Origin of the sequence: Prosthecobacter algae (assembly GCF_039542385.1) — a bacterium.
Taxonomy (GTDB): Bacteria; Verrucomicrobiota; Verrucomicrobiia; order Verrucomicrobiales; family Verrucomicrobiaceae; genus Prosthecobacter; species Prosthecobacter algae.
Genome location: NZ_BAABIA010000003.1, coordinates 597467 through 622843, shown reverse-complemented (window position 1 = coordinate 622843; position 25377 = coordinate 597467). Strand labels below are relative to the sequence as shown.

Sequence of the window (25377 nt, the reverse complement as noted above, 5' to 3'; positions counted from 1 at the left end):
GATTACCCCGCCAGCGCCTGCAGCAGTTTGTCTTTGTTCCACGGCACCACCCAGTTTTCGATGTGGATATCGCGGCCCTGGCCGTCGCGTTTGCGGTCCACGCGGCACTCGATGACGGTGTCGGCGTGGTCGATCATGGTGCCGAGGCGGTCCATGGGGAAGGCGAGGAGGAGCTGGAGGCCGAAGTTGCTGGCGAGGGCCAGGCAGTCATCAATACGATCACCGCTGAGCTTGGAGAAGGCTTCATCCATAACCACCAAACCGAGGTTCCGTCGGCTGTCCTTGCGGCCCAGGTCATAGACGCGGTGGAAGGCGGCGAGCATGGAGACAAAGAACGGGGCCTGGTTTTCCCCGCCGCTCATTTTGCGAGCGTTGTTCTGGAGGGAAATGGCGGCCTCTTCGCTATGACCGCTGGGGATCATGAGCATGTCGTAACGATGATAAAAGCGGTAGTCCAGCAGGCGCTGCGCTTTGGCATCATCAGGGTTATCAATCGCGGCCATGAGCTCTTCTTTAGCCTTGGTGATTTCTTCCTGCTTCGAGGAGGCAAACAGTTCGTCAGAGGGGTTGAAGCCTTCGAGACCGTTCTCGATGATATTCCACATGGCGGACTGGGCGCGGTCGCGGATCTGGGAGATGCGGTAACGATAGCGGCCGATGTCTTGATCGAGGATCTTGCTCAGTTCCTTGATGGTTCGTGTGGCTTCATCAATCTTCTCTCGCAGCACATCCAGCACCTGGCTCTGCAGGCGCTCTTCCCACTCGCGGCGGCGCTCTTCGGCGATCTGGCGGTAGTGGCTGAGCTGATGCGATTCGAGATCGTTGCAGCGGGCATCGTAGCGGGCGTTGTCCTCCTCTTCGGCATCGAAGTCATGCCGGTATTCAGGGTGCGCCTCCGCCAGTTTACGGCGTTCATCATTGCGGTCACGGCGGGTGCGCTCGGCACGGTCGTGGGCGTATTGACGGCCATACTCGGACTGGTCTTTGCGCTTTTGCCAGGTGCCTCCGGCTTCCAGGGCCGCCTTCATCGCTGCCGCGATTTCATCTTGGGCCAGGCCGCGAGGCAGGCTGTTCAGACTCTCGTGCAGAGACAGGGTGGCGCTTTGGAATTCTTCCCGGCATAGGTCCAGTTGCTCCAGCATCTGCCGTTCATTCACGACGAAAGCGGTGACGGAGGTGCTGAGGCTGCCGATGCGCTGCTCCAGCCCGCGCAGGCGCATTTCCAGTTCATCCATTTCCTGGAGCTGGCGATCTTGTTCGGGTGTGGCCAGGAGTTGGATGGTTTCTTCCAATTGGCGTTCGTTGGCCTCCAGGCCAGGCAGCTGAGAGAGCTCGATGGCGGAGGCTTTCGGGGAGTCTTCGCCCAGGCGGTATTCCTGGCCGCGCTTCAGCCAGCTACGCACAGCATGCACCTCGCGGCGGAATTCGTTCATGAAGCCACGCACGCGTTCCAGACCTTCCTCACGCTCCTTGCGCATGCGGCGCAGGCCTTCCTCGCCCAGGGTCAGCTCCTTCTCCGCACTCAGGTGGCGGCGCACCCCGGGTTGTTTCAGCAAGCCTTCTTGCGTGATGGCGTGCTCATGCATCTTCAGCTTGGTGGAGCTGTTGACGGCGATGATTTGGCCTAACAAATGATTGATGAGGAGGCGGGCCGTGGGGTGCTTGGTCTCCAGCATTTCGGCCAGAGAGCCCTTTTCAGCTTTCGGTTTCAGCTCGCGCAGCTCTTCCGCATTGGCCAGCAGCTCGGTGCCACTGTTCTTCTGGAATTGTTCCCACGCTGCGAGGTAGCAGTCATCTTCCACCAGCACGGTCTGGCGGTGGGCACCCAGCACGGACTCTAAAAGCGGCCACCAGGCTTCAAACTCAGGCTTCACCTCCACCACGCGGGCAAAGAGTTCCGCCTTGTTACCACGGGCACGCAGACCATCCAGAAGTGGGGTGGCCTGAGTGCGACCTTCGCTAAGGCTCACGAGCTGGCGTTGCAGTTCATCCTCGGCTTTTTCCAGCTCCTCCACTTCTTCCAGTTTCGGGCGCAGCCAGTCTTCACCTAGACGGCTGATGCGGTCATACTCACGGGCCAGCCCTGGCAGGGCCTCCAGGCCGACATGGGCTTCCTCATTGCGGAGCTGGGGCAGCAGCTCCGCACGCTCCAGCTTGGCATTCAAACCGACACGCAGGCCGTGGCGCAGCCATTCATCCCAATGCAGCGCGCGCTCATTCAGCATCTCATGCGCAGTGCGTGAGGCGTGGCGCAGGCGCTCGATGCGGGGCATCAGGTCGGCCCGTTGACGGCGCAGGTCGTTGAGCTTGCGCAGGCTGTCATCGCGTCCGGCGACGAGCTTCACTTCATCATAACGAGCCTTGGCTTCGTCGCGCTCTTTGACGGCTGCCACCATGCTGGTTTTGTCCTCGGCATGGCGCTCGCGCAGCAGGCGCAGGTCACTATCGGCCCGATGGAATTTTTCTTCCGATTCGGCATGGTCCAGGGCAGCACGAAGGTGGCCAAAGAGGGCTTCTTCACGCCGGGCTTCGCTGAAGCTGAGGTGGTGCGTGCGGATGCGCTGGAGAAAGCCGAGCTGGTCCCCCAGGGTGTCCACACGGCGCTCTGCCTCACGCAGGGCATCCAGGCTGCGGCGTACTTCCTTCACCTCAGGCAGACCGGGTTCCAGGATGTTTTCGCGGATGAAACTTTCGAAGTTTTCCACTGGCTGGAAAGCGATGGCTCCCGGCAGGGTTTTGTTCATCTGGGTGCGATCAAAGAACAGGTGCTCACGGGCACCCATCTCGTCCAAATACGTATCCAGACGGCCAAAGTGTTCGCCCTGAAGGTCACGCTTCACACGCACGCGGAATTCATCCTCAGCCAGCATTTCCTGGCGGTCAGGTTTCGTGATGTCCGGCTCGCGAATCACATCCGCCCAATGCAAGCGCCCTGGAGTGTAAAACCAGACGTAACGGGCATCCGAAGTGGGGCCTTCATACTCCACCCGCACGCCCCAGGTTTCGCGGCGGGGCTCGGTGCTGCCTTCTTCCAGGGGCCACTCAAATTCCAGGGCCGCGATGGTCACCCCACTGGGGCGCAGGTAGCGCGGCTGGCCATCTTTGGTCTTGGTATTCGTATCGCACAGGCAGTAGCCGCGCAGATCACGATCCCGTCCCGTGGGGCGTTTGCCATCGCCCGTGGCCGCGCGGTTGAATCGGGTGCCTTTGCTGCCTAACAAAACGAATTGTACCAAGTCCAGCAGAGCAGACTTGCCCGTGCCGTTTTCACCACAGAGCAGGGCGAGGCCGTTGACATCAATGATGCGGCGAAAGCCATACCAGTTGATGGCGATGATGCGGCTGAGAGTGATGCGCTGAGGGCGATCCATGAGGGAGAGATTCGGGGGAAATTAAGGCTGAGGGGACTCTTCGAGCACGATGGCCGCAGCGGCCTGCTCGGGCTCGTATAGCTTGGCGCGTTCCAGCCAGGCTTCGATGCTGTCAAAGGGGATGCTGCGAGACAGGCTGGGCAGCACTTCGATCATGGCCTCACCGGGCCGGGTGCTATCCTCCGCCCGCTGAAAGCGGATGAGCTTTTTGCGGCGAAGTCGGGACAGCAGCTCCTCCAGCGCGGTGATGCCTGGGGGCTCGATGTGCTCAAAGAACACCCGCCATTTCACCCACAGGTCATTCGCGCTGATGATGACGGTTTCGCTGGCCTGCTCACTGCGGGATTCATCGTAGATGCGCCACAGGGCCAGGACCAGGAGGGTTTCATCCTTCGTGAAGGTGGCTAGGAGCTGGCACTCCTCAGGCACCGGGCGGGCCTGGATGAGCGGTGGCTCATGGTCAATGATCAGCTCCAGACCCAGCGGGGAAAGGTAGTCACGGATATGGTCTGGATACTGATCCCTAACCAAAAGGTAGGAATCGCGGCCGCTGCCTTCATCCCCCAGGATGACGCCGTAGCGCAGGAGGTCTGCGAGGACATCGCGGATGGGGGAGCGGTCGCGTTCAGGCACGTCGGCCCAGAAAGATGGCCAGGGGAGGGAACTCATGTGGGGCGGGCAAAGGCAAAACGTTCGACGCGCCAGCCAGCCTGGGCGTCACGAGGGATGTTTTCAGGTTCGAGGCTGTGATCGCGGCTGCTGCTGACGATGTGCCAGCGCTGCTCTTCCCCACTGGTGGCATCCATGCCGTGGTTGTAGGCCGCAGCGGCCATGAGGTCCAGCAGCTCATCCGGTGTCTCCAGGGTAAAGCCGTCCGTGGCGATGCCGGGGCCGTGCTGCCGGATCATGCGGGCGACCAGTCGCGCAGCGCGGTGAGGGGTGAGGGCAAATTTTTGCCGCTGGCGCAGGCGCTCCAGGTCAGCGGCCTCATCCTCAGCGGACAAGGTCTGGCCAAGCTCCAGTGCCACGGGCGAGCGGGACCGACGTGGACGGGCCAGCGAAGCGATACCGTAAAAGAAATCCACCTCGGGAGTGGCCAGGGCAAAGTCCGGCTCGATTCGCAGGTCGTTGAACTTGGCACCGCGATGGGCGGTATTGATCGCCTCGCAGTAGCGTTTGATCATGTCCGGGCGGCGACCGCGAAGCTCCGACTGGTAACGGTACCGCTGCACGGAAAGTCGATTGAAAGAGGCCACGCGGGCATCGATCGCCTCCGCCCGCAGGCGCAGGCCGGCGAGTTGGCGCTCCAGCCGCTGGATTTGGATGTTGGCCAGTTCCCAGGCTTCGTTTGGCTCCAGATTGCGGTATTCAGCGATGCCATCCGCCAGGTGTTGGATCACGAGGGGATCATCCGCCGCATCACGCACGCGGCTGCGGGCCCGTTGCAGGCGTGGCAGCAGGCCACCACCGCGCAAGACATCGTAACAGACCATGTGCTGGCCTTCATGAAAGTCGTGGTAAAACAGGCGCAGCGTCTCCGCGCCAGACTCCGTTTCCCGCTGCCGCCGCTCAAAGCTGTGCACCAGCTTTTCCACCCCGTGGAGCTGGAGGATGGCGCTTTCCATGCGCTGGAGGAGATCGTGGATCGTGCCGCGCATTTCCATGGCGGGGACGATGTAGGGATTCAGCACATCCCGCTGCTCTAGGGAGGTGCAGACGCCGCGCAGGGTATCGGCAAAGCTCTTCAGCTCTGCCACCTCATTTTCGGCGAGGTCGCGCAGGGTGCGCATCAGCGGGCGTAGGGAAGGGGAGATGACCACCCAGCGCTCATGGAGGCTGACGGCTTGCTCCTCGATCCAGCGCACTTGCAGCAGTTGATTGTACAGCTTGCCTGCCCGCGCGCGGATGTCTTGGAGACCCCCGCCTTCGTCTTCTTGGAGGGCCACCTGTGGGTTCTGGGAAAGCACCTCACGCAGGATGGCTAGGGCATCCGTTTGTGGTAGGCGGCCCGCTTCACCAGCCTCCTGAATCAGGCGATCCGCCCCGTCCACATACACCGGGGCCGAGGGGCGCACCAGCGGACGAAAGAAGTCCGCTGAAACACTGGCAAACAGGCGCTGGCTGAGTTGGTCGGCTGGCATGGGCTGCCCACCCTGACAGGACAAACCGGGACTGCAACTTTTGAGCGAGGCCACCTGTTCTTTTCCTCGCGCAGCCTTGATTTTACGCGGATCTGGCGTGCACGGCCCGTCTGTGAGACCTGGCAGATTTTTTCCCTGGGGCGAGGGTGGGATTGACAATCCATGCTCCGGCAGGTTTGGATGCACCCGCATGGATTCCAAAGGGCTTTTTCTGATCTTCAGCAGTGTGTCTGCAGAATTATTGATGGCCTTGTTCATGCACCTTTCTCTGCGTCGTTGGCGGAAGAGTCAGGGCGCGCACTGGACGGAGCGGGCGCGCTTGCTCTGGCAGGCACGGCGGGCTCAGTTTGGCGTGACCCTGGGGATCATGTTCACGATAGGGGCGGTCTGGGCGTTTAAGTTTCCAGAGGATGACGGGCGCTGGTGGCTGCTCCTCCCGGTGATAGGCCTGGTCCTGGGTGGGTACCCGGCAGCGCGCGAGATCGAGCCGCGATACACTTTCCGCGTTTGGCTCGTCCACACCGTCTGGACGCTCATCGTGCAGTTTGGTCTGGTGGGTATCTTTCTCGGGCTCATGTTCACCATGCCGAAGGTGCTAACGTGGCAAGACTGGGTGCGGGCAGTTTTGGGCATTGCTGCCATGGCCTTCATTGTTTCTGCCTTGTGGATGCCGGTGATGGCGCGGCTATGTCGATGCAAGCATCCAGAGGAAGCGCGGTTGGATCGGATCACCGAGGAAGCTACCGCCATCTCTGTCGTCAAGCCGCGCCATACCTGGCTTTCCGTCAGTCCCGTGGCCAATGCCGGAGCACTCGTTTACATCCAGGGCCTCGTGGTCACCACGCGCCTGATGGAGGTGCTGGACGATGACGAGGTGCGCGCCGTCATCCTGCATGAAATGGCGCATTTGCGTGAGCGGCTGATTGTGCAGGTGGCGCGACTAGCGGGAATGCTGTGCTGGACGATCCTGATTTTCTTCCATCCCGTTCATCATCATTTCGGTTCGCGCGGCCTGCTGGTTCTGTTTGGGGCCATGTATGGCTTGCAGCGCCTGTTCACCTGGTTTTCTCGTCGTCTGGAAAGGGTGGCCGATGAGGCGGCCATGCAGGGCGCGGCGGATTCTGCGATCTATGCTCATGCTTTGGAAAAGCTGTATCAAGTCAATCAAATGCCTGCGGTGATGCGTGGGCGGCAGCTCCATCCGCATCTGTATGACCGCATGCTCCAGGCCGGGGTCACGCCGGACTACCCGCGCCCCTTGCCGCCTGGGCTTATGGCTTGGCCGGGCTGGGTAGCTCTGCTGCTGCCGCTGGTACTGGGGGCGGGTTTTTACATCTACGCGCTGGGGCAGTGAGGACGACTTTTCCCTGGTACTTCCACGCTTAGGCATGGATGATCCCGCCTGAGCGGGTGGGCACGGCAAGAGACTCTCTCGCCGGGGCGTTTCTGCGCGTTACACTTTGTTAGAATCCCCCCTTCAACCACCCATGAAGACGCCTTTCCTTACCTTTGCCAGCTTGTCCCTTCTTGCGCTGGCCGTCCAGGCTGCCCCGCCGAAGAAAGAGGAGGGCATTGATCCCAACAAACCGGTCTCGTTTTACAAACACATCCGCCCCATCCTCCAGGCAAACTGCACGGGCTGCCACCAGCCAGCGAAGGCCAAGGGCGACTACGTGATGACCGACTTTGCCAAACTGCTGGCAGGTGGAGAAGAGGGCAACGCCATCGTCCCCGGCAAGCCAGAGGAATCGAACCTCCTCAAGGTCTCCACCCCCAATGCCGAAGGCAAGGTGGAGATGCCACCCAAGGGCGATCCCCTGCATGAAACCCAGGTCGCTCTCATCAAGCGCTGGGTCAGCGAGGGGGCCAAAGATGATACCCCAGCTTCCGCCATGGCGCACTATGACATGGAGCACCCGCCCGTGTATGTCACCGCCCCAGCCGTGACCTCCATGGAGTATTCGCCCGATGGCACCCTGCTCGCAGTGGCCGGTTACCACGAAGTGCTCATTCATAAGGCCGATGGCAGTGGCATTGTTACACGTTTGGTTGGGCTGGCGGAGCGCATTCAAAAGCTGGCCTGGTCGCCCGATGGCAGCAAGATCCTCGTTACTGGCGGTAGCCCAGCGCGCGAAGGGGAGATCCAGGTCTGGGATGTGGCGAAGAAGAAGCTGGAGCTGTCCAAGTCACTGACTTTCGACACTCTTTACGGCGCCAGTTGGTCGCCCGATGGCAAGTTCATCGCCGTCGGTTGTGCGGACAATGGCTTGCGCGCTTTTGAAGCAACCACAGGTAAAGAAACCCTCTTCATGGGTGGCCATAGTGACTGGGTGCTGGACACCGTGTGGAGCACGGATGGCAAGTTCATCGCCTCCTGCGGCCGTGACATGAGTGTGAAACTTACGGAGGTGGAAACGCAGCGTTTTGTGGACAACATCACCTCCATCACACCGGGCGCTCTCAAAGGCGGTGTGCAGGCCCTGGTGCGCCATCCTTTGCGCAATGAAATCCTCATCGGCGGCACCGATGGCATGCCGGCCATCTACCGCATGGAGCGCATCACCAAACGAGTCATCGGGGACAATGCCAACCTCATCCGCAAGTTTCCCCTCATGCAGGGCCGCATCTTCGGGGTGGACTTCGCGCCCGATGGCAAACGCATCGCCGCAGGGGCCTCGCATGAAGGCACCGGCCAGGTGAATATCTACGCCTCCGACTACGACAGCACCATGCCGGACGAGGTGAAGACCATCGTCGAAACCCGCAGCGGCGCTGGCAAGGCCCTGGAGGACTGGATCGTCAAAGACGTGAAGCTCATCGCCAGTGTGCCCATGCCCACCGGTGGCATCTTTACCGTCAGCTTCAGTCCCGATGGTCAAACCGTGGCGGCCGCCGGGCAGGATGGTCGCATCCGGCTCATCGAATCCGCCACGGGTAAGATCGCCAAGGAGTTTGTGAGCGTGCCATTGGTCGAGAACAAAGCCCTCGCGGCCAGTGAAGTCATTGCCGATGACAGCGTGCGTGCGACGGCGGTAAAGGATGACAAAGTGGAGACTCTGGTTCCCGGTCTTACCGTCGCCTCCATCGAGGTGCAGCCCACCACCATCAGCCTCAGCAAGCCCATGGAGTATGCCCAGCTTTTGGTCACGGCGACTCTGAGCAACGGCACGAAGGCCGATGTCACCCGCATGGCCAAATTGACCTTCCAAGGTGGCGAGGCAGCCAGCATCAATGAGCACGGTCTGCTGCGCCCTGGCAGCGATGGCAAAGGCGAAGTGAAGGTCGCCTTCATGGGCAAAAGTGCCACCGTGCCCGTGACGGTGACAGGCATGAATCTAGCGCTGAAACCGGACTACGTGCGCGATGTGATGCCCATCACCTCCAAGCTCGGTTGCAACATGGGCACCTGCCATGGGGCCAAGGATGGCAAGGCAGGCTTTAAGCTCAGCCTGCGCGGTTATGACCCCATTTATGACGTGCTCGCTTTTACCGATGAACTCGCCAGCCGTCGTGCCAATGTGGCTTCTCCAGATCATTCGCTGATGCTGCTGAAGGCCAGCGGTTCCGTCCCCCATGAAGGCGGGCAGTTGACCGTCCCGGGTGAACTTTATTATGAAACGCTGAAGGCCTGGATCAGCCAGGGAGCCAAGCTCGACCTTAAGACCCCACGGGTAACGAGCATCGAAGTGTTCCCCAAGAATCCCGTGCTGGAGCGCATCGGCAGCCGCCAGCAGATCCGCGTCATCGCCCGTTATGCCGATGGTTATGTCAAAGATGTCACCGCCGAAGCCTTTGTGGACAGCGGCAACATGGAAGTACTGGAAGCGGATAAAACCGGCCTCGTGACCAGCCTGCGCCGTGGGGAGGCCGCCATCCTCGCACGCTTTGAAGGGGCCTATGCCGCCACCACCGTCACCGTCATGGGAGATCGCACCGGCTTCGCCTGGAAGGAGCCTGAGAAGTGGACCAAGATTGATGAACTCGTGACCCGCAAGTGGGAGCGCATGAAGATCGAACCCAGCGGACTGTGCAGCGATGAAGACTTCCTACGCCGCATTCACATTGACCTCACCGGCCTGCCTCCAAAGGTGGAAGAAGTGCGCGCCTTTGTAGCAGATGCACGGGACAGCCGGACGAAGCGCAATGAGGTCATTGATAAGCTCATCGGCAATCCAGACTTTGTGGATCATTGGTCGAACAAATGGGCGGACATGCTGCAGGTGAACAGCAAATTTCTCGGCAACGAAGGCGTCAAGATTTTGCGAGATTGGATCAAGCAACAGGTCGCGGATAACACGCCATATGACCGCATGGCCTATCGCATCATCACGGCCACGGGTTCTACCAAGGACAATCCCGCTGCTGCTTATTACAAGACCGTTCGCACCCCGGAAGAACTGGTGGAAAACACCACGCACCTTTTCCTGGCCACTCGATTCAATTGCAACAAGTGCCACGACCATCCTTTTGAAAAATGGACCTGGGACCAATACTACCAGACCGCCGCTTTCTTTGCCCAAGTGGACATGAAGACCGATCCCGCAAGCGCTGGCAAGACCATCGGTGGTACCGCCGTGGAAGGAGCCAAACCTCTGTATGAAATCGTCGGTGACAAAACCATGGGCGAGATGAATCACCTGCGCACCAATGCCCCCGTCGCTCCTCAGGTGCCCTTTGACATGGAGTTGGTTAGCAAGACCGCCACCAGCCGCCGCGAGCAGTTTGCCACCTGGATGACTAGCCCGGAAAACGACTACTTCGCCATGAGTTACACCAATCGCATTTGGGGTTACCTCACCGGCACTGGAGTCATCGAGCCCCTGGACGACATCCGTGCAGGCAACCCGCCGAGCAATCCTGAGCTGCTCCAATATCTGACGAATGAGTTTGTGCAGAGCGGGTTCAATGTGCGTCACCTGATGAAGATCATCACCCAGAGCCGCACCTATCAACTTAGCCTCTCCACCAACAAATGGAACGAGGATGACAAGGTGAACTACAGCCATGCTAAAGCCCGCCGCCTGCCTGCCGAGGTGCTGTTTGACTCTGTCTTTGCGGTGACTGGCTCCATGCCCAACATCCCTGGCGTGCCCAAAGGCACACGGGCGGCTCAGCTCATTGACGGTCAAACGCAGTTGCCAGATGGCTTCCTAACCAACTTTGGTAAACCTGCGCGTGAGAGCGTGTGCGAGTGCGAGCGCAGCAACGAGGTGAATCTCGGCCCTGTCATGGCCCTGATGTCCGGCCCAACGGTGGGTGATGCGATCAGTGATCCGAACAACGCCATCGCCAAGCTCACGAATGAAGTGAAGGACGACGCCAAGCTGGTGGAAGAAATCTTCCTGCGCATTCTCAATCGCAAACCGACAGGTAAGGAGATCAATGCAGCCCTGGCCAGCATGGCGGGCATGGATGTGGAGCATAAACAACTCGCTGCTGAATGGCAGGCGAAAGAGGCGGAACAAAAGCCAGTGATCGCCAAGGCAGAAGCCGAGCGCCTGGCTCTGATTGCCGCGGCTAAGAAGGAACTGGAAGACTACCAGGTGAAGATGGCCCCTGAGGTGAAGAGGAAACAAGAGACCCGCCTCGCTGCGATCAAGAAAGCCGAAGAGGCTGTAAAGAAAGCGGCCGAGACCGCCCCGATGCTGCAGCCGCGCTGGGAGCAGTATGCCGACCTCACGACGGAATGGGTGCCGCTGGAACTCACTGTCATGCGTGCCGCAGGCGTGGAGAAACTGGAGGTCCAGCCCGATGGCTCCGTCTTCGCCACCGCCTTTCCAGAAAGTCGTTTAGCCGCGGGTAACTACCAACTCAGTGGCAAGACCCCGCTGGAAAACGTCACGGCCATCAAGCTGGAAATGCTGCCGGATGACCGCCTCCCTAACAATGGACCTGGCACCGCCCCAGATGGTAACTTTGTGCTCAGCGAATTTAATGTCAGTGCCACTGCATTGAGCCCCGCTGGCGGCCAGCGTGTGAAGGGCGGTGTGCCGCAGGAACTGCGCAATCCGAAAGCGGATTTTGAACAGGCGAACTTCGCGGTTACGGAAGCTCTGAAAAAGGGCAATCGGGACCGGGGCTGGGCCGTGTCTCCTGAAGGTGGTTTCCGCCATGAGGCGACCTTTGAGTTTGCCAAACCTGTGGCCTTCAAAGGCGGTTCGCAGTTCATCATCCAGATGAGCCAGCCCTTCCAAAATGGTCGCTACAATCTGGGGCGCTTCCGCCTGTGGGTGACCTCCAGCCCCGTGGTCCGTTTCGGCGTGGCGAAGGCGGTGGCCGATGCCATCAAAACGTCTGCGGCTAAACGCACCGCCGAGCAGAAGGCTGCGCTGGTGACTCACTTCCTCGATCAAGCGCGTGACTATCAAACCACGAAAAAAACCCTGGCCGCCGCCAAGAAGCCATTGCCAGTGGATGCTCAACTGGTTGCCCTGGAGGCCAAATACCAGAGCAGCCAGAGCCCCATCACGCTGGATCCTAAACTGGTGCAGCTCCGCCGTGATGCGGATCTCAGCTCCAAACAACTCGGCAACAAACGACTCACGGCCGCGCAGGACTTGGCCTGGGCGCTCATCAATTCACCGGCGTTTCTCTTCAACCACTGAGGCTACTTTGGGTTTTCCGCCGCGTTGCCTCAAACGTGGCGGAAACCTTGGTCCTCGGGCAAGCAGTACGACGATGGACCGGCTCGTTGTGAAACCGTTGAGGCAGTGTCTTCCTGGGGCTCGTCAGTCTCAGCCACCGTGATGGCGGACAGATCAGCGGTTGGTCACTGCCGGCGCAGTGAGTTTCCTGCGCTGAGCTTCCAGTTCGCGTCTTCTCGCGGCCAGGACGGCAATCTCTCGATCCAGTTTCTTTGCACGATCTCTCAGGCGGTGTTTGTGGGCCGCACTGCCAGGTTTCAGGTAAGAGTCAATGCCGATGAAAGGGGCGTTTTTGGCTTGTTCTAGCTTGCTAATCCGAGTGCTCAGGACCTGGAGATGCTGGCTGTAAAGTTTCACCTTCTCATTGTGCGACAAGGTGGGTTCGCCACTCGAAGGTTCCATGGAAATGTTGCTGTATTGAAAAGCGCCTTTGGGCGTCTCCCCATTGGAATTTTCAGGATCCAACGCTCCCGCAGCCAGTTCGGACTCGGGTTCGATGAGATCCAATCTGAAATAGTCTTTCAGGTGATCCGGCAGTTCCTGCGCGGGTATTTTCAAGATGCCACTGGGAGTGAGCACTGAAAGGGTAGTGTCATCAAAGTTCAAGATCTTGGCACTGCGGAGAACAGTACCATCGGGCAGTTCCAGGAATTCGAGGGTGGTGCCACGGGCAGAATTGCGGCGGGCCTCCACGATGTGCTGGTAGGTCTTCTTTTGGCTGTCGATTTCCTGCTCCAGTTCCTGCATCACAGTGGCCGCTTCGATGTAGGCCTGGTTGGTGTCGTAAATGCTCCGCTGAATATCGTAGTGTCGTTTCAGCAGTGAGAGATGTTGGTCACGGTCAGCCAGGGCATTTTTGGCGAGGGTAAGCTGTCGTCTGGCGCTTTCCATGGCCAGGGACGCCTCCGCCTGCTTATCTTGCAGGTAGAGGCCAAAGGAACCCAACACCACAGCCAGGCAAAAAATAACGGCGAGAATGCTGCTCATAATCAGGGCTGTGGCTGGAGGCTGTGTTGGCGTGAAGATTCTTCGCGCAGGATGTTCAAGTAAGCGCTGCGGCCCGCCATTTTGACCTTGGTTTCCACCAAGGCGGTCTCTACCTTTTGCAGGTAGGCGTTGAGCGTGTCGTAATAAGGATCGACACCGCCTGTGATTTTGGTGCCTTGATGAAGCTGGCTCTGGTAGTAGGCGATGTGCTGATCATAGATGGGGATCTGCTTTTCCACCTCCAGCCGCTCTTGGATCAGAACTTGAGTCTGGCCCTGCGTTTTGCTGATCTCAAAGCAGCCTGTGAGGAAGGGGGTGATGACCAGAAGCAGAAAGCCTTGCCAGGGGTAGTTAGAGGATGTTGGGGAGATCTTTTGCATACCGGGGGGGATTGCGGGCGATGGTGAAAAGCAGTCTGGGCCTTTGTTTAGCGGTAATGGAAACTCTTGCGCAAATTTTCAGGAAGCTCAGAAGGCTGTATTTTTTGGACCCCGCTGGGCAGGCTGACGGAGAGGCCGGATTCTTCCACCTTGATGATTTTCACTTGAGCAAGTTTTCTGCCATCGGTGAGAGTCAGTTCTGGGATCACCTTGCCTGCAAAGGCCTGACGGGCCCGGCTGACGATGTCGGATTTCTCCTTGGCTAGCTTGCTCAGGGTTTCTTTGAGGCTACTTTCTTTCTCCACGATGGCGTTCACTTCTGTCCGCTTGGCCTGCACTTTTTTCTGAAGGTCCAGCATCCGTGAATAGGCCTGCACCTCGGCCTGGCGGGTGGCCACGGTCTGTTCATAGATCGGCAGATTTTGGGTCATTTCAGCGATCTGTATCTTGGCCTGGGTATTCTGGTGATAAACATACCAGCCACCGCCGGCAGCGGCGAAGATGAGCAGGGCGAGAAAGTTTTTCATGGAAAGAGGATGGCTGAAAGGGCTGGCAAAATATCGGCAAGTCCCGTTTACTGGCTGCTGCGCAAGCTTTCGAGTTCCTGCTGCTGGGCTTTCAATGCGGCATCAGTCGCCTCATAATTTTTGATCACCTTAAGGAGTTCCTGCTCCTGAAGAGACAGTTCTTTGGCGAGTTTTTCCGCCTGCTGGTTTGCCGCCGCCGTGGAGGCAAGTCCTGGAGGCACCACCTGCCTGAGGGTCTGGATCTGTTGGTCCAGTTCGTTGTTCTGGCTTGTCAGGCTGGATATTTTGGCCTGAATCTCATTTCTCTCGGCTTGCGTTTGGGTGAACTGGAGGTCCTTGCAGCCGACCAGAATCGGGCACGCACACACACCAAGGATGCGTATAAAATGAAGGGCAACTTTCATGGCAGGTGTCTCAGGATTCTCAGGAATTTCTGAAAGGCTATCAGGAAGCTTAGGGTATGTCAATGAGCGAGACCTCTATGGTAGACCTCGGGTGGGCATACGTGTGCCAGGATTGTTTCCCTCCCCTTTCCGCAGGGCTTGCAATCCGCAGTATCGGCCCGTAAGTCCTCCCCTCGCGTTCCTCCCTGGCGTTTGTCCCCGACCTGTTTTCCCATGCCCGACTGGCTCTCCGTTATCTTGCTTGGCATCATCGAAGGTGTCACCGAGTTCCTACCCATCTCCTCTACGGGGCACCTCTTGATACCCCAGACCCTCGGTTGGTTACCCGCGAAGAGTGACCTCTTTAACGTGGTCATCCAGAGCGGTGCCGTGTTGGCTGTACTGGCCGTTTTCACCCAGCGGGTGAAGCAGTTGGCCTTCAGTCTCGGCAGCCCAGAGACGCGTGACTACTTGGCCAAGTTAGCCGCCGCCTTCCTCCTCACCGCTGCTGGTGGACTGATCATCAAAAAGCTGGACGTGGAGCTGCCGGAAACCGTGCCCCCCGTGGCCTGGGCCACCCTCATTGGTGGCATCATCATCCTGTGGCTGGAGCGCGTGTATCGGGGCAAAGCGGGCACCACGGAGATCACCTGGGTCGTCGTCGCCGCCGTGGCCGCCGCGCAGCTCCTCGCCGCTGTTTTTCCCGGCACTTCCCGCTCCGGTGCCAGCATCATGATGGCCATGGCCTTCGGCATCGCCCGGCCTGCTGCCACGGAGTTCTCCTTCCTGCTCGGCATTCCCACCCTCATGGCTGCGGGCGGGCTGAAAATCTTTTCCGAGATCAAAGATCACGGCGTGGGTGGCGAAGACTGGTCCATGGTGGCCCTAGGCACCCTCGTCAGTGCCCTGTCCGCCTTTGTCGTGGTGAAGTGGCTCATCCGTTTTGTCCAGAGCCACACCTTCAATAGCTTTGCCATCTACCGCATCGTCCTCGGTGCGGGATTGCTGATTTACGCGGCCACACTCAACCACTGAACCGCCCCCCTGAATGGTTGACTTTGCCAAAGGCTACTTTCGCCGCTCCATCTTCAAGACCTACCGCTTCTTCAAGCATCCCCGGAAGCTGAAGACCAGCCCCATCATGCGCTGGTTTGCCCGTCACTTTCTGGACAAGCGCGTGTGGAAGCCCACCCAGCACACCTTTGCCGGCGGCATGGCCGTGGGCCTCTTTGTCACCGTGCAGTTGCTGCCCATTCAGATGCCCACCGCAGCCATTCTCGCGGCCATCTTCCGGGTGAATATCCCCATCGCCATCGCCCTCTGCTGGCTCAGCAATCCTGCCACCCTGGCCCCCATCGGCCTGTTGGAAAACTGGATGGGCACCTGGATCATGCACAAGTTTGGCGATCCCACCGCTGCCGCCGCCGCCATCGTGGAAGAGCATGAGACGCTGGCTCGCGGCATCCAGTTTGCCAAGGCCATGTTCTTGGGGGGCGTCTTCCTGGGCGGTGCACTGGCACCCGTGGGTTACATCCTCTCTTACTTCATCTGGGGTGCGATTGATCAGTGGAACAAATTTCGCAAGCAGCCCGATCTGCCGCTGGAAAAAGGCCCGGAGATCTGAAGTCGCGGCAGCCTGCTCTTGCACAGCCCCGCACTCCGCGTCATCATCTCTCCATGCCTCGCAGCCGTCGTGTCCACTTTGACTGCCTCACCGCCATGCGCGCTCTGGGGGAGCCCACACGCTTCGCTTTGGTGCGCTCTTTGTTAGGCGGCCCCCGCTGCGTGAATGACCTGTGCGAGGAACTTTCCGCCACGCCCTACAATGCCTCCAAGCACCTCCGCGTGCTGCGCGAGGCCGGATTGATCGAAGTGGAAAAGCACAGCCAGCAGCGCGTCTATTCCCTGGCCGAGGCCTTCCGCGCCCGCATGAAACCCGGCACCCAGACGCTGGATCTCGGCTGCTGCCAGTTTCATCTGGACCAGTTTGAAGAAGCCTAAGCGCCGTCGCGTTCTCGGCAAAGGTCCCATTGGCAGCCCCGGTGCCCGCTCGTCATGAGGAGACTTTTTTGAAAGAAGCAGAAGCCGTTGCGGGTTTTATTTGCCACTTCGTGCAAGTAAAATGATCACCCCCCCGGTTTTCTTCCCTGTTCTCTTTGGCACCCCCCTGCGGTGACACTTGCGCACCTGCGTCCCTTGCTTCAAAAGAGCCCATGCCCACCAAAGCACGTTACATTATGATCGGCGGTTTCCTCGGAGCCGGAAAGACCACCACGGTGGGTCGCCTGGCGCGCCACCTCACGGACCAGGGGCTGCGCGTGGGCCTCATCACCAATGATCAAGCCGGCGGGCTGGTGGATACCAAACTCCTGCGCGGCCAAGGCTACGCCACCGAGGAGATCGCTGGGGGCTGCTTCTGCTGCCGATTTAACACGCTGGTGGACGCGGCTAACAAATTATCTGACCAATCCAAGCCCGATGTTTTCATCGCTGAGCCCGTGGGCAGTTGCACGGATCTCGTCGCCACCGTCACCTATCCCCTCCGCCGCATGTACGGGAATGCCTTCACCATCGCCCCCCTCAGTGTCCTGGTGGACCCCGTGCGGGCGCGCCGCGTCTTCGGCTTGGATGCAGGCGGCACCTTCTCCAGCAAGGTGGCGTACATTTTTAAAAAGCAGCTCGAAGAGGCCGATATCATCGTCATCAGCAAGAGCGACCTCATCGGCGAAACCGAGCGTGAGGAACTGCGCGCCGTGCTGGAGCGGGAGTTCCCCCTGGCTCGCATCGTCACCGCCTCACCCCGTGAAGAAACCGGGCTGGCAGATCTCTTTGCCCAGCTCATGACCGACGAGCAAGCGCGTCGAAATCCCATGGCTGTGGACTACGAAGTCTATGCCGATGGCGAAGCTCTGCTGGGCTGGCTGAATGCCACCGTCACCCTGAAAGCCACGGAGGAATTCGAGGCCAATGACTTCCTCCGCGCCCTCGCCACGGACGTGCAGCAGCGCCTGCAAAAAGACGGCACTGAGATCGCTCATTTCAAAATGACCTACAGCCCCGATGACGGCATCGCAGGGGAACTCGCCTCCATCAATCTGGTGCGCAGCGACTACATCCCCGAGCTCGGCATGGAACTGGATGAACCCAGCGAAGGCGGCCAACTCATCGTCAACCTCCGCGCCGAGGCAGACCCCGCCACCCTCATGCACGCCGTGCAAGCCGGCCTCACCGCCACCACCGCCCAGTTCGCCACCCTCACCGCCAAGCTCGACCACGAAGAACACTTCCGCCCCGGCAAACCCACCCCCACTCACCGGGACGGCCACGAATAGGCGCGGGTCAGGGGAAGTAGGCTTTCGCCCCTCCGAGGCGCTTCTTGGGTGTGGGCGTTTTGGCGGCGGCGTCCGCCATGGAGCGCACGCATCTTGCGTGCTGAGTTTCGCGTCTCGCGGAACTCCGTTCTTGAGCCGTCGCACGGCCTTTGCAGCGCTGTGCAAGGGGCCCGTCGTATCTTGCGCCCGCAGTTGGGCTTAGAGGGTCGCGGTTCGGACTCCGTGTATTGTAGTCCCGGCTTCAGCCGGTCTGGGAAAAGGGGGGACGGCGGCGGTAAGGTCTCCGTGGGCGCTGGGAAGGTTAGGCGAAAAGGATATTCGCGCTCCGTCTGCGGGCCTGCGGTGTCGGAGGAGGTGAGGGGCGGACGTCTAGGACCAAGCACGCTTCTCGCGCCCCTCCAGGGCGCGCTGACTTTGACGCGCTTTTGGTTATTCGACATCCGGGGGTTCTCGGTGCTGCGCACTTTCACCCCCGGCTACCGGCTTTCGCCCCTCCGGGGCGACGGGGAAGGAGGGGAAGGAGGGGAAGTAGGGGAAGGAGGGGAAGGTAGGGCGCATTGTCCCAATGCGCAGCGGGGTGGAAGCCAGGGGGCGGACGGAGATGGCTGGGTGTTGAGTGAACAAAGGGCGAAAAGACATCCTCCCTCGCCCCAGGAACTGGGGTTGCGAAGCCGCGCAGCGAAAGGGCCAGGGGTGAGGGGCGGTCGAGAGCTCTTAAACATCAAGTTCAGAAGCGTCGATCCAGGGTGAAGAGCACCCTTTTCCGAACGGACCCACCCCGCACGACACCTACCCCCACCGGCGAACTGATACCTTGCTGGAAATCTGGGGTAGAGAATAGTAACGCATGAAAGCCGCCCTGCTCCTTTGTCTCGCCATCGCCTCGTCTGCGTGGGGGCAGGGGACCACGCTGTATTCCATCGGCACGCCCACGGATGAGGAGCAGCTTTATCTGGAGATGATCAATCGCGGCCGGGCCAATCCCACGGCGGAGGGCCTGCGCCTGGCCACCACCACGGATGCGGCCGTGCGTGCTGCGCTCATAGGTTTTGAGGTGGATGTCCCGCTCATGCAGCAGGAATTTGCCGTCCTGCCCGTGCGCCCACCTTTGGCCATGAATGCCAAGCTCACCCAGATGGCGCGTGGGCACACGCAGGACATGCTGGACAATGCCTTTCAGGGCCACTTCAGCAGCAATGGAGACGACCTGGGAGATCGGGTGACCCTGGTGGGTTACCCCTTCACCTCGCTGGGGGAAAATGTGTTCTCCTTTTCGCAATCAGTCTTCCATGGCCACGCAGGTTTCCAGGTGGACTGGGGAGACGATGGCGATACCGATGGCATGCAGGACCCACGCGGCCACCGCGACAGCATCCATGGCGACTTCCGCGAAGTGGGGGTGGGCGTGCTGAGAGGAACGAAGAAAAATACCACCACTCAGCAGACGGTGGGCCCGCAGCTCGTCACGCAAAATTTCGGCAGTCAAATCAACAGCCTCGCCTACGTCACGGGCGTGGCCTTTTATGACCTGAATGGCAATGACTTCTATGATCTGGGCGAAGGCATCGGTGGCCTAACCGTGAATGTGACAGGCTCCAGTTTCCATGCCATCACCGCAGACTCGGGTGGCTACGCCGTCCCTGTGCCCACGGCGAATGCCAACCGCACCGTCACCTTTTCCGGCCTCGGGGCCAATGCCACGGCGCAGACAAACCTCGTCGGCGGCGCCAATGTGAAGGTGGACTTCAAGCCCGCCCTTGTCTCGCCGCTCCCCACGGGGTCGGTCACGCCGCTGGTGGGCACAGCGGCAGGTTACACCTTCCCCGCTGTCACCGGGGCCACCGCGTATCAGTGGGAGGCCCTCGCTGCCCAGTCCGCCACGAATGATGGCGCGGAGACTTTGACCCGTGTCACCCAGACCACCAGTGGCACCTACAGTCCGCGCTCCACCACCGTGAAGCACGCGGGCACGGCTGCCTATCGCCTCACTCATCCCGAAACGGCCTACACAGCGGAGCGTCTCACTTATCCAGAGACCTTTCTGGTGCAAGCTGGCGGCCAGATGACCTTCCGCAGCCGCCTCCGCTTCGCCACGGAAAACCAGGTGGCCAAAGTACAGGTCACCACCGATGGCGGCATCAACTGGGTGGATGTTTACTCCCAACCTGGGGCCACCCCCAGCGGCCAGAGCAGCGTCCCCGGGGAGGCTGCTTTCCAGCTTCGCACCGTTTCCCTTGCCGCTTTTGTGGGAAAGCACATTCAGCTCCGCTTCAACTATGAGGTGCTGGGCGGAGATTTTTTCCCCGGCACGGATGCCGCCCTCGGCTGGTATGTGGATGAGGTGGCCTTCAGCCAAGTGCTGGATGCCTCCAGTGGCGTGGTGACGGCGGTCACTCCAGGGCAGACAGGCTTTCAGTTCACCCCACCCGCGACGGGGCGTTATTTACTTGCGGTTAGGCCGCTCATCTCCGGTCGCCCATGGCCCTTCAGTCCTCCGCTGGAGGTGAATGCGCAGCTCCCTCCCGTGGACATCACTCTCCTGCTGCCTTCTCAGCCTGCCTTCGTTCCCGGTGCGGCCAGCCTGACTTTCCAAACCGCGGGCGTCGGGACCAGTGCCGTGCAGACCCTGGTGATCCAAAACTCCGGCACGGGAGATCTCACCAGTCTGGCGTTGGAAGTCACCGGCACGCACGCGGAGGATTTCACCGTCGGCAGTCTCGCTAGCACCACCCTCGCCGCAGGCGCAGAGATGCAGGTGCCTCTCACCTTTGCTCCCCAGGCCACGGGCGCACGCACCGCCACGCTGCGGGTCCTCAGCAATGACCCAGATGAAAGCCCCTTCCTCATCAGCCTCAGTGGCCAAGGTTCCAATGCCTTGAGCATCACCGTTCCACCCCGCAGCCAGGTGGTGAAGGCAGGCACCACCACGACCCTCAGCGTCACCGCAGGGCCAGACGTGCAGAGTTATCTCTGGCGGAAAAACAACAGCCCCTTGCCGGGTGCCGCCGGGTCCAGCCTCATCTTCGCCACCACCCAGTTGACCGATGCTGGCACCTACTCCGTGCGTGTCACCGGTGGGCAGCCCGTCACCTCGCAGGATAGCCTTCCGGCCCATCTCGCCGTGGTGGAAGACATCGAAAAAACCTTGGCCCTTCAGGAAGCAAAAGCCGTCACTCTCACCGCCAAGGCCACTGGGCCTAACATTCAGTACGAATGGAAAAAAGTCGGCGGCCCCACCTTGGAGGAGGGCCCCAACGTCATCGGCAAGCTCACCAAAACCTTGACCCTCAAAGGCCTCGTCACCGCCCAGAGCGGCACCTACGTGTGCGAGGTGAAAACCGGCGACAGCACCGCCACGGCGGGGGCCACCACCCACCTGCGCATTTACCACGATGTCCCCATCGTCGCCCCGGTGCAAAATCTGGATGTCGGCATCGTCGGTGGATCTTTCTACCATCTCATTCGCACCAGTGATTTGGTGCAAAAGACCCCCATCTCCTACGCCGCGAAAAATTTGCCCCCGGGCCTGAAGGTCAATGCCAAGACGGGCGAAATCACCGGCATTCCCACCAAGCCCGGCACCTATGAAGAAGTCCTCCTCATCGCCAGCAATGCCGTCGGCCCAGGACAAAGCCGCCAAACCATCGTCATCGAGCCCTACCCCACCGGGCTCGCGGGGGCCTACGTCGGTTTGGCCGAGCGTCATGCTGTGATCAATCAAAGGTTAGGCCATCGGCTAGACCTCACCATCACCAGCCTTGGCCAGTTCAGCGGCAGCCTCACTCAGGGCAGCCTGAAGATGCCCTTCAAAGGCGCGCTGGATCTCGTCTCTGGCGCTGCCGCTCTGCCGTCCGGCCAGGTGCAGATCCAGCCCCCCGGCAAGCCCCTGCCGCCTCTCCTCACGCTGACGTTTGAGGTGGACTTTGCGAATCACCGCCTCACCCAGGCCAGCGTGGCCGCCTCAGGCCAGCAGGTGCCCCTCACCGCCTGGCATCAGAAATGGAATGCCAAAGGCCCTGCCGCCTCCGCCTTCCAGGGCCTGCATACCTTTGGCCTGCGCCTGGCAGATGACAGTGGTCTAACGAATGATGCGGACGTGCCGCAGGGCTGGGGTTACGGCTCCTTGACCCCCTTGACAGATGGCAAGCTCATCGCCGCAGGTCGCACGGCAGATGGTGAAAAATTCACCTGCGCTTCCGTGTTGGGACCCCTCGGTGAGGTGTTGATTTATCAGGCCCTCTACACCACTCCCGTGAAAGGCAGTTTGTTAGGCCTGCTGACACTGAACCCTGAGATCCTCAATAACCCAGACGACAATACCGTCACCGGCGCCCTCACCTGGACACGTCCGGCCAGCACACTCGCCTCCGCCCGCCTCTACAAGACTGGCTTTGGCCTCCCTGGCACTCCCGTGGTAGATCCCGTGCCACTGCAGGCTGTGGGTGCCCGGCATGTCCCGCCTGTGGGGCCCACCGACGTGATCTTAAACCTCCAGGCCGGTGTGCAAAATGGCCGTGTGGAATTCGACTTTGCCGATATCGAAACCACCTCAGACCAGCCAGACCAGGTCCTGAACATCGCCCTGAAAAGCAAGATCACCTCCTTTGCTCCTGCCAGCAATCCCGCCGCCACACGCCTTTCCGCCGTCGTCACCTCAGGTCTGCTCAGTGGCAGCTTCACCCTCACGGATGCGCCCAGCGCCGGGGCGAAGGAAATCAAACGCACCGTCACCCTCCAGGGCCTGCTCATCCGGGATGGCGTGAATTATCGCGGTGTCGGCTACTTCCTCCTGCCAGCCCTGCCCAGTCCCGGTGGCCCAGCGGCCACGCCCATTCTTTCCGGCAGCCTGTTGCTGCGGCCTCAGTGAGGGCGTGACGCATCTGGTGCTTGCACAGGTGGCCTCCCTTCGTCAGGATGCGCCATTAAATGGCCGTCCTCCTGCGACATGCCCGTCTCCTTTACCTGCTCGCCCTGTTTCAATTGCTGGGCGGGCCTTTGGTGTTGGGCGGCTTGATGATGGTCACCCGCCTCATGGCAGACCGGGAGATGACACTCGCCCAGAGTGTCACTCACACGCTGGAAAATCTGGACGGCGCCGCCACCCTTGGGGCAGGGGAGTGGACTTGGTCGGCAGATGAAGGCCTGCTGCCTCCGGCCAAACCTCAGGGACCTGCGCCTGCCAAACTGAAAGACAGCAAGAGCAAACTCTGGGCGCTGAATGACTTTGCACAGCCGGGCTGGCAGCGCCCCGCACCGCTGATGCTCCCCACCGGGCCCGGGCATGATCCTGTGCCTCATCGCCGTGCCCAGGCACCGCCGCTGCCGCCTCCACGGAGTTGCTAAATTTTCGAGCGTGACCCTGCCTTTGCTGCATGGCCCGCCTCGTCATACCCACGGCCTGTCTCCCAGGTCTCTCTCAGCTCCTGCACCGGTATTCCACCGCTCTGCGCACTCTTTTTCGTTCTCCCTTCATGTCTCTCTCCCATCCCCTTTCAAAGGCCCTGCTGGCCCTCGTCTTCGTCAGCACCGCCACTGCTCAAGAAGCAGCCCCTCCCCAAGATTCCCAGACCCTTCCCGAAGTCGTCGTGGAAGGAAAAGCCAGCAACCTCCTCGGCACCACCGATGGTGCTTCCAAAGGCCGCGCCACTCAGGAGGACTTCATGTCCCGCCCCCTCATGCGTCGCGGTGAAATCCTCGAGACCATCCCCGGCGTCATCATCACCCAGCACGCAGGCGGGGGAAAGGCGAACCAATACTTCCTACGCGGCTTCAACCTGGATCACGGCACGGACTTTTCCATCAGCCTGGATGGCATGCCCCTCAACATGCGCACCCATGCCCACGGTCAAGGCTACACGGATTTAAACCCCGTCATCCCCGAGCTGGTGCAGGCCATTGACTACGCCAAGGGCACCTACACCGCTGCCGATGGCGACCTCTCCACCGCAGGCAGTGCCAATTTTCTCCTCTGGGACACCATGCCGGAAAACATCCTGCGCGTGGAGTTCGGCGAGTACAATTACTACCGCGCCCTCATCGCCGGTACCCTCCCCATCGCTGCCGCAGAGCAGCAGGGCATGCAGCAAGGCCTAACCTATGGTTTGGAATACAATTACTACGATGGACCCTGGCAGCAGGCCGAGGAGTTCAATCGCTGGAACGGCCTCCTGCGCTACTTCGCCGGGGATGAGGACAATAAGTTTTCCATCACCTTCATGGGCTATCGCGGGAGCTGGGTCAGCACGGATCAGATTCCCCGCCGCGCGGTCACCAATGGCACGTTGGATCGCTTCTCCACGCTGGACCCCAGCGCCGGTGGCGACAGCGAGCGTTACAGCCTGAACATGGCCTATGAGCACCGCGATGACGACGTCGTCACCCGCGCGAACATCTACGGCATCTACTACTCGCTCGGCCTTTTTTCCAATTTCACCTACTTCACCCAGGGGCCTCAGGGCGACCAGTTTGAGCAGTCTGAAAAACGCTGGGTCTTCGGCGGCCAAGTCTCCCGCACCTGGGAAGACCGCGACCTCTTCGGCATCAAGTCGGATCTCACCCTCGGCTTCCAGACCCGGCATGACCTCATCAACGGCATCGGCCTTTACCAGACCACCAACCGCAAACGCTACGCCACCACCCGCCAGGACGACATTTGGGAAGGCAGCGCCGGGCTCTATGGTGAAATGGTGAACCGCTGGACTCCCTGGTTCCGCACCGTCCTGGGCCTGCGCGGGGACCTGTATTACTTCGACTCTCTCGAGAGCACCGTGAATGGCGAAGACGCCGAGTGGGCAGGCATCATCAGCCCCAAGTTCAGCGCCATCTTCGGCCCCTGGCATGAGACGGAGCTCTACCTCAACTTCGGCACCGGCTTCCACAGCAACGATGCCCGTGGCGTCACCGCCCGCTCCCTGCAGGCAGATCCCCTCGTCCGCACCATGGGCGGAGAGATCGGCCTGCGCACTCAGGCCATCCCAGAGCTCACCACCACCCTCGCCCTCTTCTGGCTGCAGAGTGACAGCGAACTCATCTACGTGGGCGATGCCGGCACGAATGAACCCGGTCCCGGTTCCGAACGTTACGGGGTGGAGCTTGCCACCTACTGGCGGCCTAACCAATGGTTCAGCGCCGATGCCGAGGTGGCCATGACCTACGCCCGCCTCAAGGACAGTGGCAATGCCGACCGCATCCCCAACAGCGTGCCCGTCATGTTCAGCGGTGGATTTAACGTGGGTGCCCAGGGCAATGCGGATGGCTGGTTCACCGGCCTGCGCGTGCGCGCTTTCACTGGTCGTCCACTGGAGGAAACCGGCCAGATCGAAGGTCGCGAAAGCTTCATGGTGAATGCGACCGTGGGCTACCGCCGCAAAAACTGGGAAGCTGCCGTGGATTGCCTGAACATCCTCAATCGTGCCGATAACGACATCGAGTACGCTTACGAGAGCCAGCTCCAAAACGAAGCCGCTCCCGTGAACGACGTCCACTTTCACCCCGTGGAGCCTCGCATGTTCCGCTTCCGTGTGACCTATCGGTTTTAAAGTCGGGGCTGGGCTGAGGTCAGGGCATTGATCCCTCTTCAGATCGCCAATCCCAAAAAAAGAAAAGGCACCCA

Annotated in this window: 16 protein-coding genes; 9 read left to right on the top strand and 7 right to left on the bottom strand. The window is 60.5% G+C overall.

The annotated features are described in order from the left end of the window. Nucleotides 1-2: 2 nt before the first annotated feature. Genes ABEB25_RS09255 through ABEB25_RS09245 form a run of 3 tightly spaced genes read right to left on the bottom strand, consistent with a single transcriptional unit; the run spans nucleotide 3 to nucleotide 5512 of the window. Complete coding sequence (locus ABEB25_RS09255) at nucleotides 3-3371, bottom strand: SbcC/MukB-like Walker B domain-containing protein (protein ID WP_345736102.1); 3369 nt, start codon at nucleotides 3369-3371, stop codon at nucleotides 3-5. A gap of 21 nt (nucleotides 3372-3392) precedes the next feature. Then, nucleotides 3393-4040, bottom strand: a complete 648-nt coding sequence (locus tag ABEB25_RS09250; protein WP_345736101.1) for a DUF4194 domain-containing protein — start codon at nucleotides 4038-4040, stop codon at nucleotides 3393-3395. Continuing rightward, nucleotides 4037-5512 (bottom strand): Wadjet anti-phage system protein JetA family protein, encoded by a 1476-nt coding sequence (locus ABEB25_RS09245; RefSeq protein WP_345736100.1) that lies wholly within the window; start codon nucleotides 5510-5512, stop codon nucleotides 4037-4039. The genes ABEB25_RS09250 and ABEB25_RS09245 overlap by 4 nt, the downstream gene beginning before the upstream one ends. Before the next feature lie 256 nt (nucleotides 5513-5768). Between ABEB25_RS09245 and ABEB25_RS09240 the strand changes: the two genes are divergently transcribed. Next, on the top strand, nucleotides 5769-6866 hold the full coding sequence (locus tag ABEB25_RS09240) for a M48 family metalloprotease (RefSeq protein WP_345736099.1): 1098 nt from the start codon (nucleotides 5769-5771) through the stop codon (nucleotides 6864-6866). A 133-nt stretch (nucleotides 6867-6999) separates the two neighbouring features. After that, on the top strand, nucleotides 7000-12117 hold the full coding sequence (locus ABEB25_RS09235) for a DUF1549 domain-containing protein (RefSeq protein ID WP_345736098.1): 5118 nt from the start codon (nucleotides 7000-7002) through the stop codon (nucleotides 12115-12117). Between the two features lie 153 nt (nucleotides 12118-12270). On the opposite strand, the gene ABEB25_RS09230 is transcribed toward ABEB25_RS09235, so the two are convergent. From ABEB25_RS09230 to ABEB25_RS09215, 4 genes are read right to left on the bottom strand one after another with little or no spacing between them, the layout of a single operon-like run. Further along, on the bottom strand, nucleotides 12271-13143 hold the full coding sequence (locus ABEB25_RS09230; RefSeq protein WP_345736097.1) for a hypothetical protein: 873 nt from the start codon (nucleotides 13141-13143) through the stop codon (nucleotides 12271-12273). A gap of 2 nt (nucleotides 13144-13145) precedes the next feature. Next, complete coding sequence (locus tag ABEB25_RS09225; protein WP_345736096.1) at nucleotides 13146-13523, bottom strand: hypothetical protein; 378 nt, start codon at nucleotides 13521-13523, stop codon at nucleotides 13146-13148. 47 nt (nucleotides 13524-13570) lie between these two features. Beyond that, complete coding sequence (locus tag ABEB25_RS09220; protein ID WP_345736095.1) at nucleotides 13571-14050, bottom strand: hypothetical protein; 480 nt, start codon at nucleotides 14048-14050, stop codon at nucleotides 13571-13573. Nucleotides 14051-14097: 47 nt separating this feature from the next. Next, nucleotides 14098-14454, bottom strand: a complete 357-nt coding sequence (locus tag ABEB25_RS09215; protein WP_345736094.1) for a hypothetical protein — start codon at nucleotides 14452-14454, stop codon at nucleotides 14098-14100. Between the two features lie 213 nt (nucleotides 14455-14667). On the opposite strand from ABEB25_RS09215, the gene ABEB25_RS09210 reads away from it, so the two are divergent. From ABEB25_RS09210 to ABEB25_RS09180, 7 genes are all read left to right on the top strand, one after another. Then, entirely contained in the window at nucleotides 14668-15468 is an 801-nt protein-coding gene (locus ABEB25_RS09210; RefSeq protein ID WP_345736093.1) for an undecaprenyl-diphosphate phosphatase, read from the top strand. A 13-nt stretch (nucleotides 15469-15481) separates the two neighbouring features. Beyond that, nucleotides 15482-16057 (top strand): DUF2062 domain-containing protein, encoded by a 576-nt coding sequence (locus ABEB25_RS09205; RefSeq protein ID WP_345736092.1) that lies wholly within the window; start codon nucleotides 15482-15484, stop codon nucleotides 16055-16057. 53 nt (nucleotides 16058-16110) lie between these two features. Continuing rightward, nucleotides 16111-16434: an ArsR/SmtB family transcription factor gene (locus ABEB25_RS09200; RefSeq protein WP_345736091.1), complete on the top strand. Its 324-nt coding sequence runs from the start codon at nucleotides 16111-16113 to the stop codon at nucleotides 16432-16434. 212 nt (nucleotides 16435-16646) lie between these two features. After that, a complete protein-coding gene (locus ABEB25_RS09195) occupies nucleotides 16647-17765 on the top strand; it encodes a GTP-binding protein (RefSeq protein ID WP_345736090.1) in 1119 nt (372 codons plus the stop codon). A gap of 847 nt (nucleotides 17766-18612) precedes the next feature. Beyond that, complete coding sequence (locus tag ABEB25_RS09190) at nucleotides 18613-22632, top strand: choice-of-anchor D domain-containing protein (protein ID WP_345736089.1); 4020 nt, start codon at nucleotides 18613-18615, stop codon at nucleotides 22630-22632. 59 nt (nucleotides 22633-22691) lie between these two features. Further along, nucleotides 22692-23108: a hypothetical protein gene (locus ABEB25_RS09185; protein WP_345736088.1), complete on the top strand. Its 417-nt coding sequence runs from the start codon at nucleotides 22692-22694 to the stop codon at nucleotides 23106-23108. Between the two features lie 128 nt (nucleotides 23109-23236). Continuing rightward, nucleotides 23237-25303 (top strand): TonB-dependent receptor, encoded by a 2067-nt coding sequence (locus ABEB25_RS09180; protein ID WP_345736087.1) that lies wholly within the window; start codon nucleotides 23237-23239, stop codon nucleotides 25301-25303. The last annotated feature ends 74 nt before the right edge of the window (nucleotides 25304-25377 follow it).

Coding starts and splice junctions, on each gene's coding strand:
- ABEB25_RS09200 (WP_345736091.1), top strand. CDS start 16,111: ATGCCTCGCAGCCGTCGTGTCCACTTTGACTGCCTCACCGCCATGCGC.
- ABEB25_RS09240 (WP_345736099.1), top strand. CDS start 5,769: ATGCACCTTTCTCTGCGTCGTTGGCGGAAGAGTCAGGGCGCGCACTGG.
- ABEB25_RS09185 (WP_345736088.1), top strand. CDS start 22,692: ATGGCCGTCCTCCTGCGACATGCCCGTCTCCTTTACCTGCTCGCCCTG.
- ABEB25_RS09220 (WP_345736095.1), bottom strand. CDS start 14,050: ATGAAAAACTTTCTCGCCCTGCTCATCTTCGCCGCTGCCGGCGGTGGC.
- ABEB25_RS09225 (WP_345736096.1), bottom strand. CDS start 13,523: ATGCAAAAGATCTCCCCAACATCCTCTAACTACCCCTGGCAAGGCTTT.
- ABEB25_RS09245 (WP_345736100.1), bottom strand. CDS start 5,512: ATGCCAGCCGACCAACTCAGCCAGCGCCTGTTTGCCAGTGTTTCAGCG.
- ABEB25_RS09205 (WP_345736092.1), top strand. CDS start 15,482: ATGGTTGACTTTGCCAAAGGCTACTTTCGCCGCTCCATCTTCAAGACC.
- ABEB25_RS09180 (WP_345736087.1), top strand. CDS start 23,237: ATGTCTCTCTCCCATCCCCTTTCAAAGGCCCTGCTGGCCCTCGTCTTC.
- ABEB25_RS09190 (WP_345736089.1), top strand. CDS start 18,613: ATGAAAGCCGCCCTGCTCCTTTGTCTCGCCATCGCCTCGTCTGCGTGG.
- ABEB25_RS09210 (WP_345736093.1), top strand. CDS start 14,668: ATGCCCGACTGGCTCTCCGTTATCTTGCTTGGCATCATCGAAGGTGTC.
- ABEB25_RS09255 (WP_345736102.1), bottom strand. CDS start 3,371: ATGGATCGCCCTCAGCGCATCACTCTCAGCCGCATCATCGCCATCAAC.
- ABEB25_RS09235 (WP_345736098.1), top strand. CDS start 7,000: ATGAAGACGCCTTTCCTTACCTTTGCCAGCTTGTCCCTTCTTGCGCTG.
- ABEB25_RS09195 (WP_345736090.1), top strand. CDS start 16,647: ATGCCCACCAAAGCACGTTACATTATGATCGGCGGTTTCCTCGGAGCC.
- ABEB25_RS09230 (WP_345736097.1), bottom strand. CDS start 13,143: ATGAGCAGCATTCTCGCCGTTATTTTTTGCCTGGCTGTGGTGTTGGGT.
- ABEB25_RS09250 (WP_345736101.1), bottom strand. CDS start 4,040: ATGAGTTCCCTCCCCTGGCCATCTTTCTGGGCCGACGTGCCTGAACGC.
- ABEB25_RS09215 (WP_345736094.1), bottom strand. CDS start 14,454: ATGAAAGTTGCCCTTCATTTTATACGCATCCTTGGTGTGTGTGCGTGC.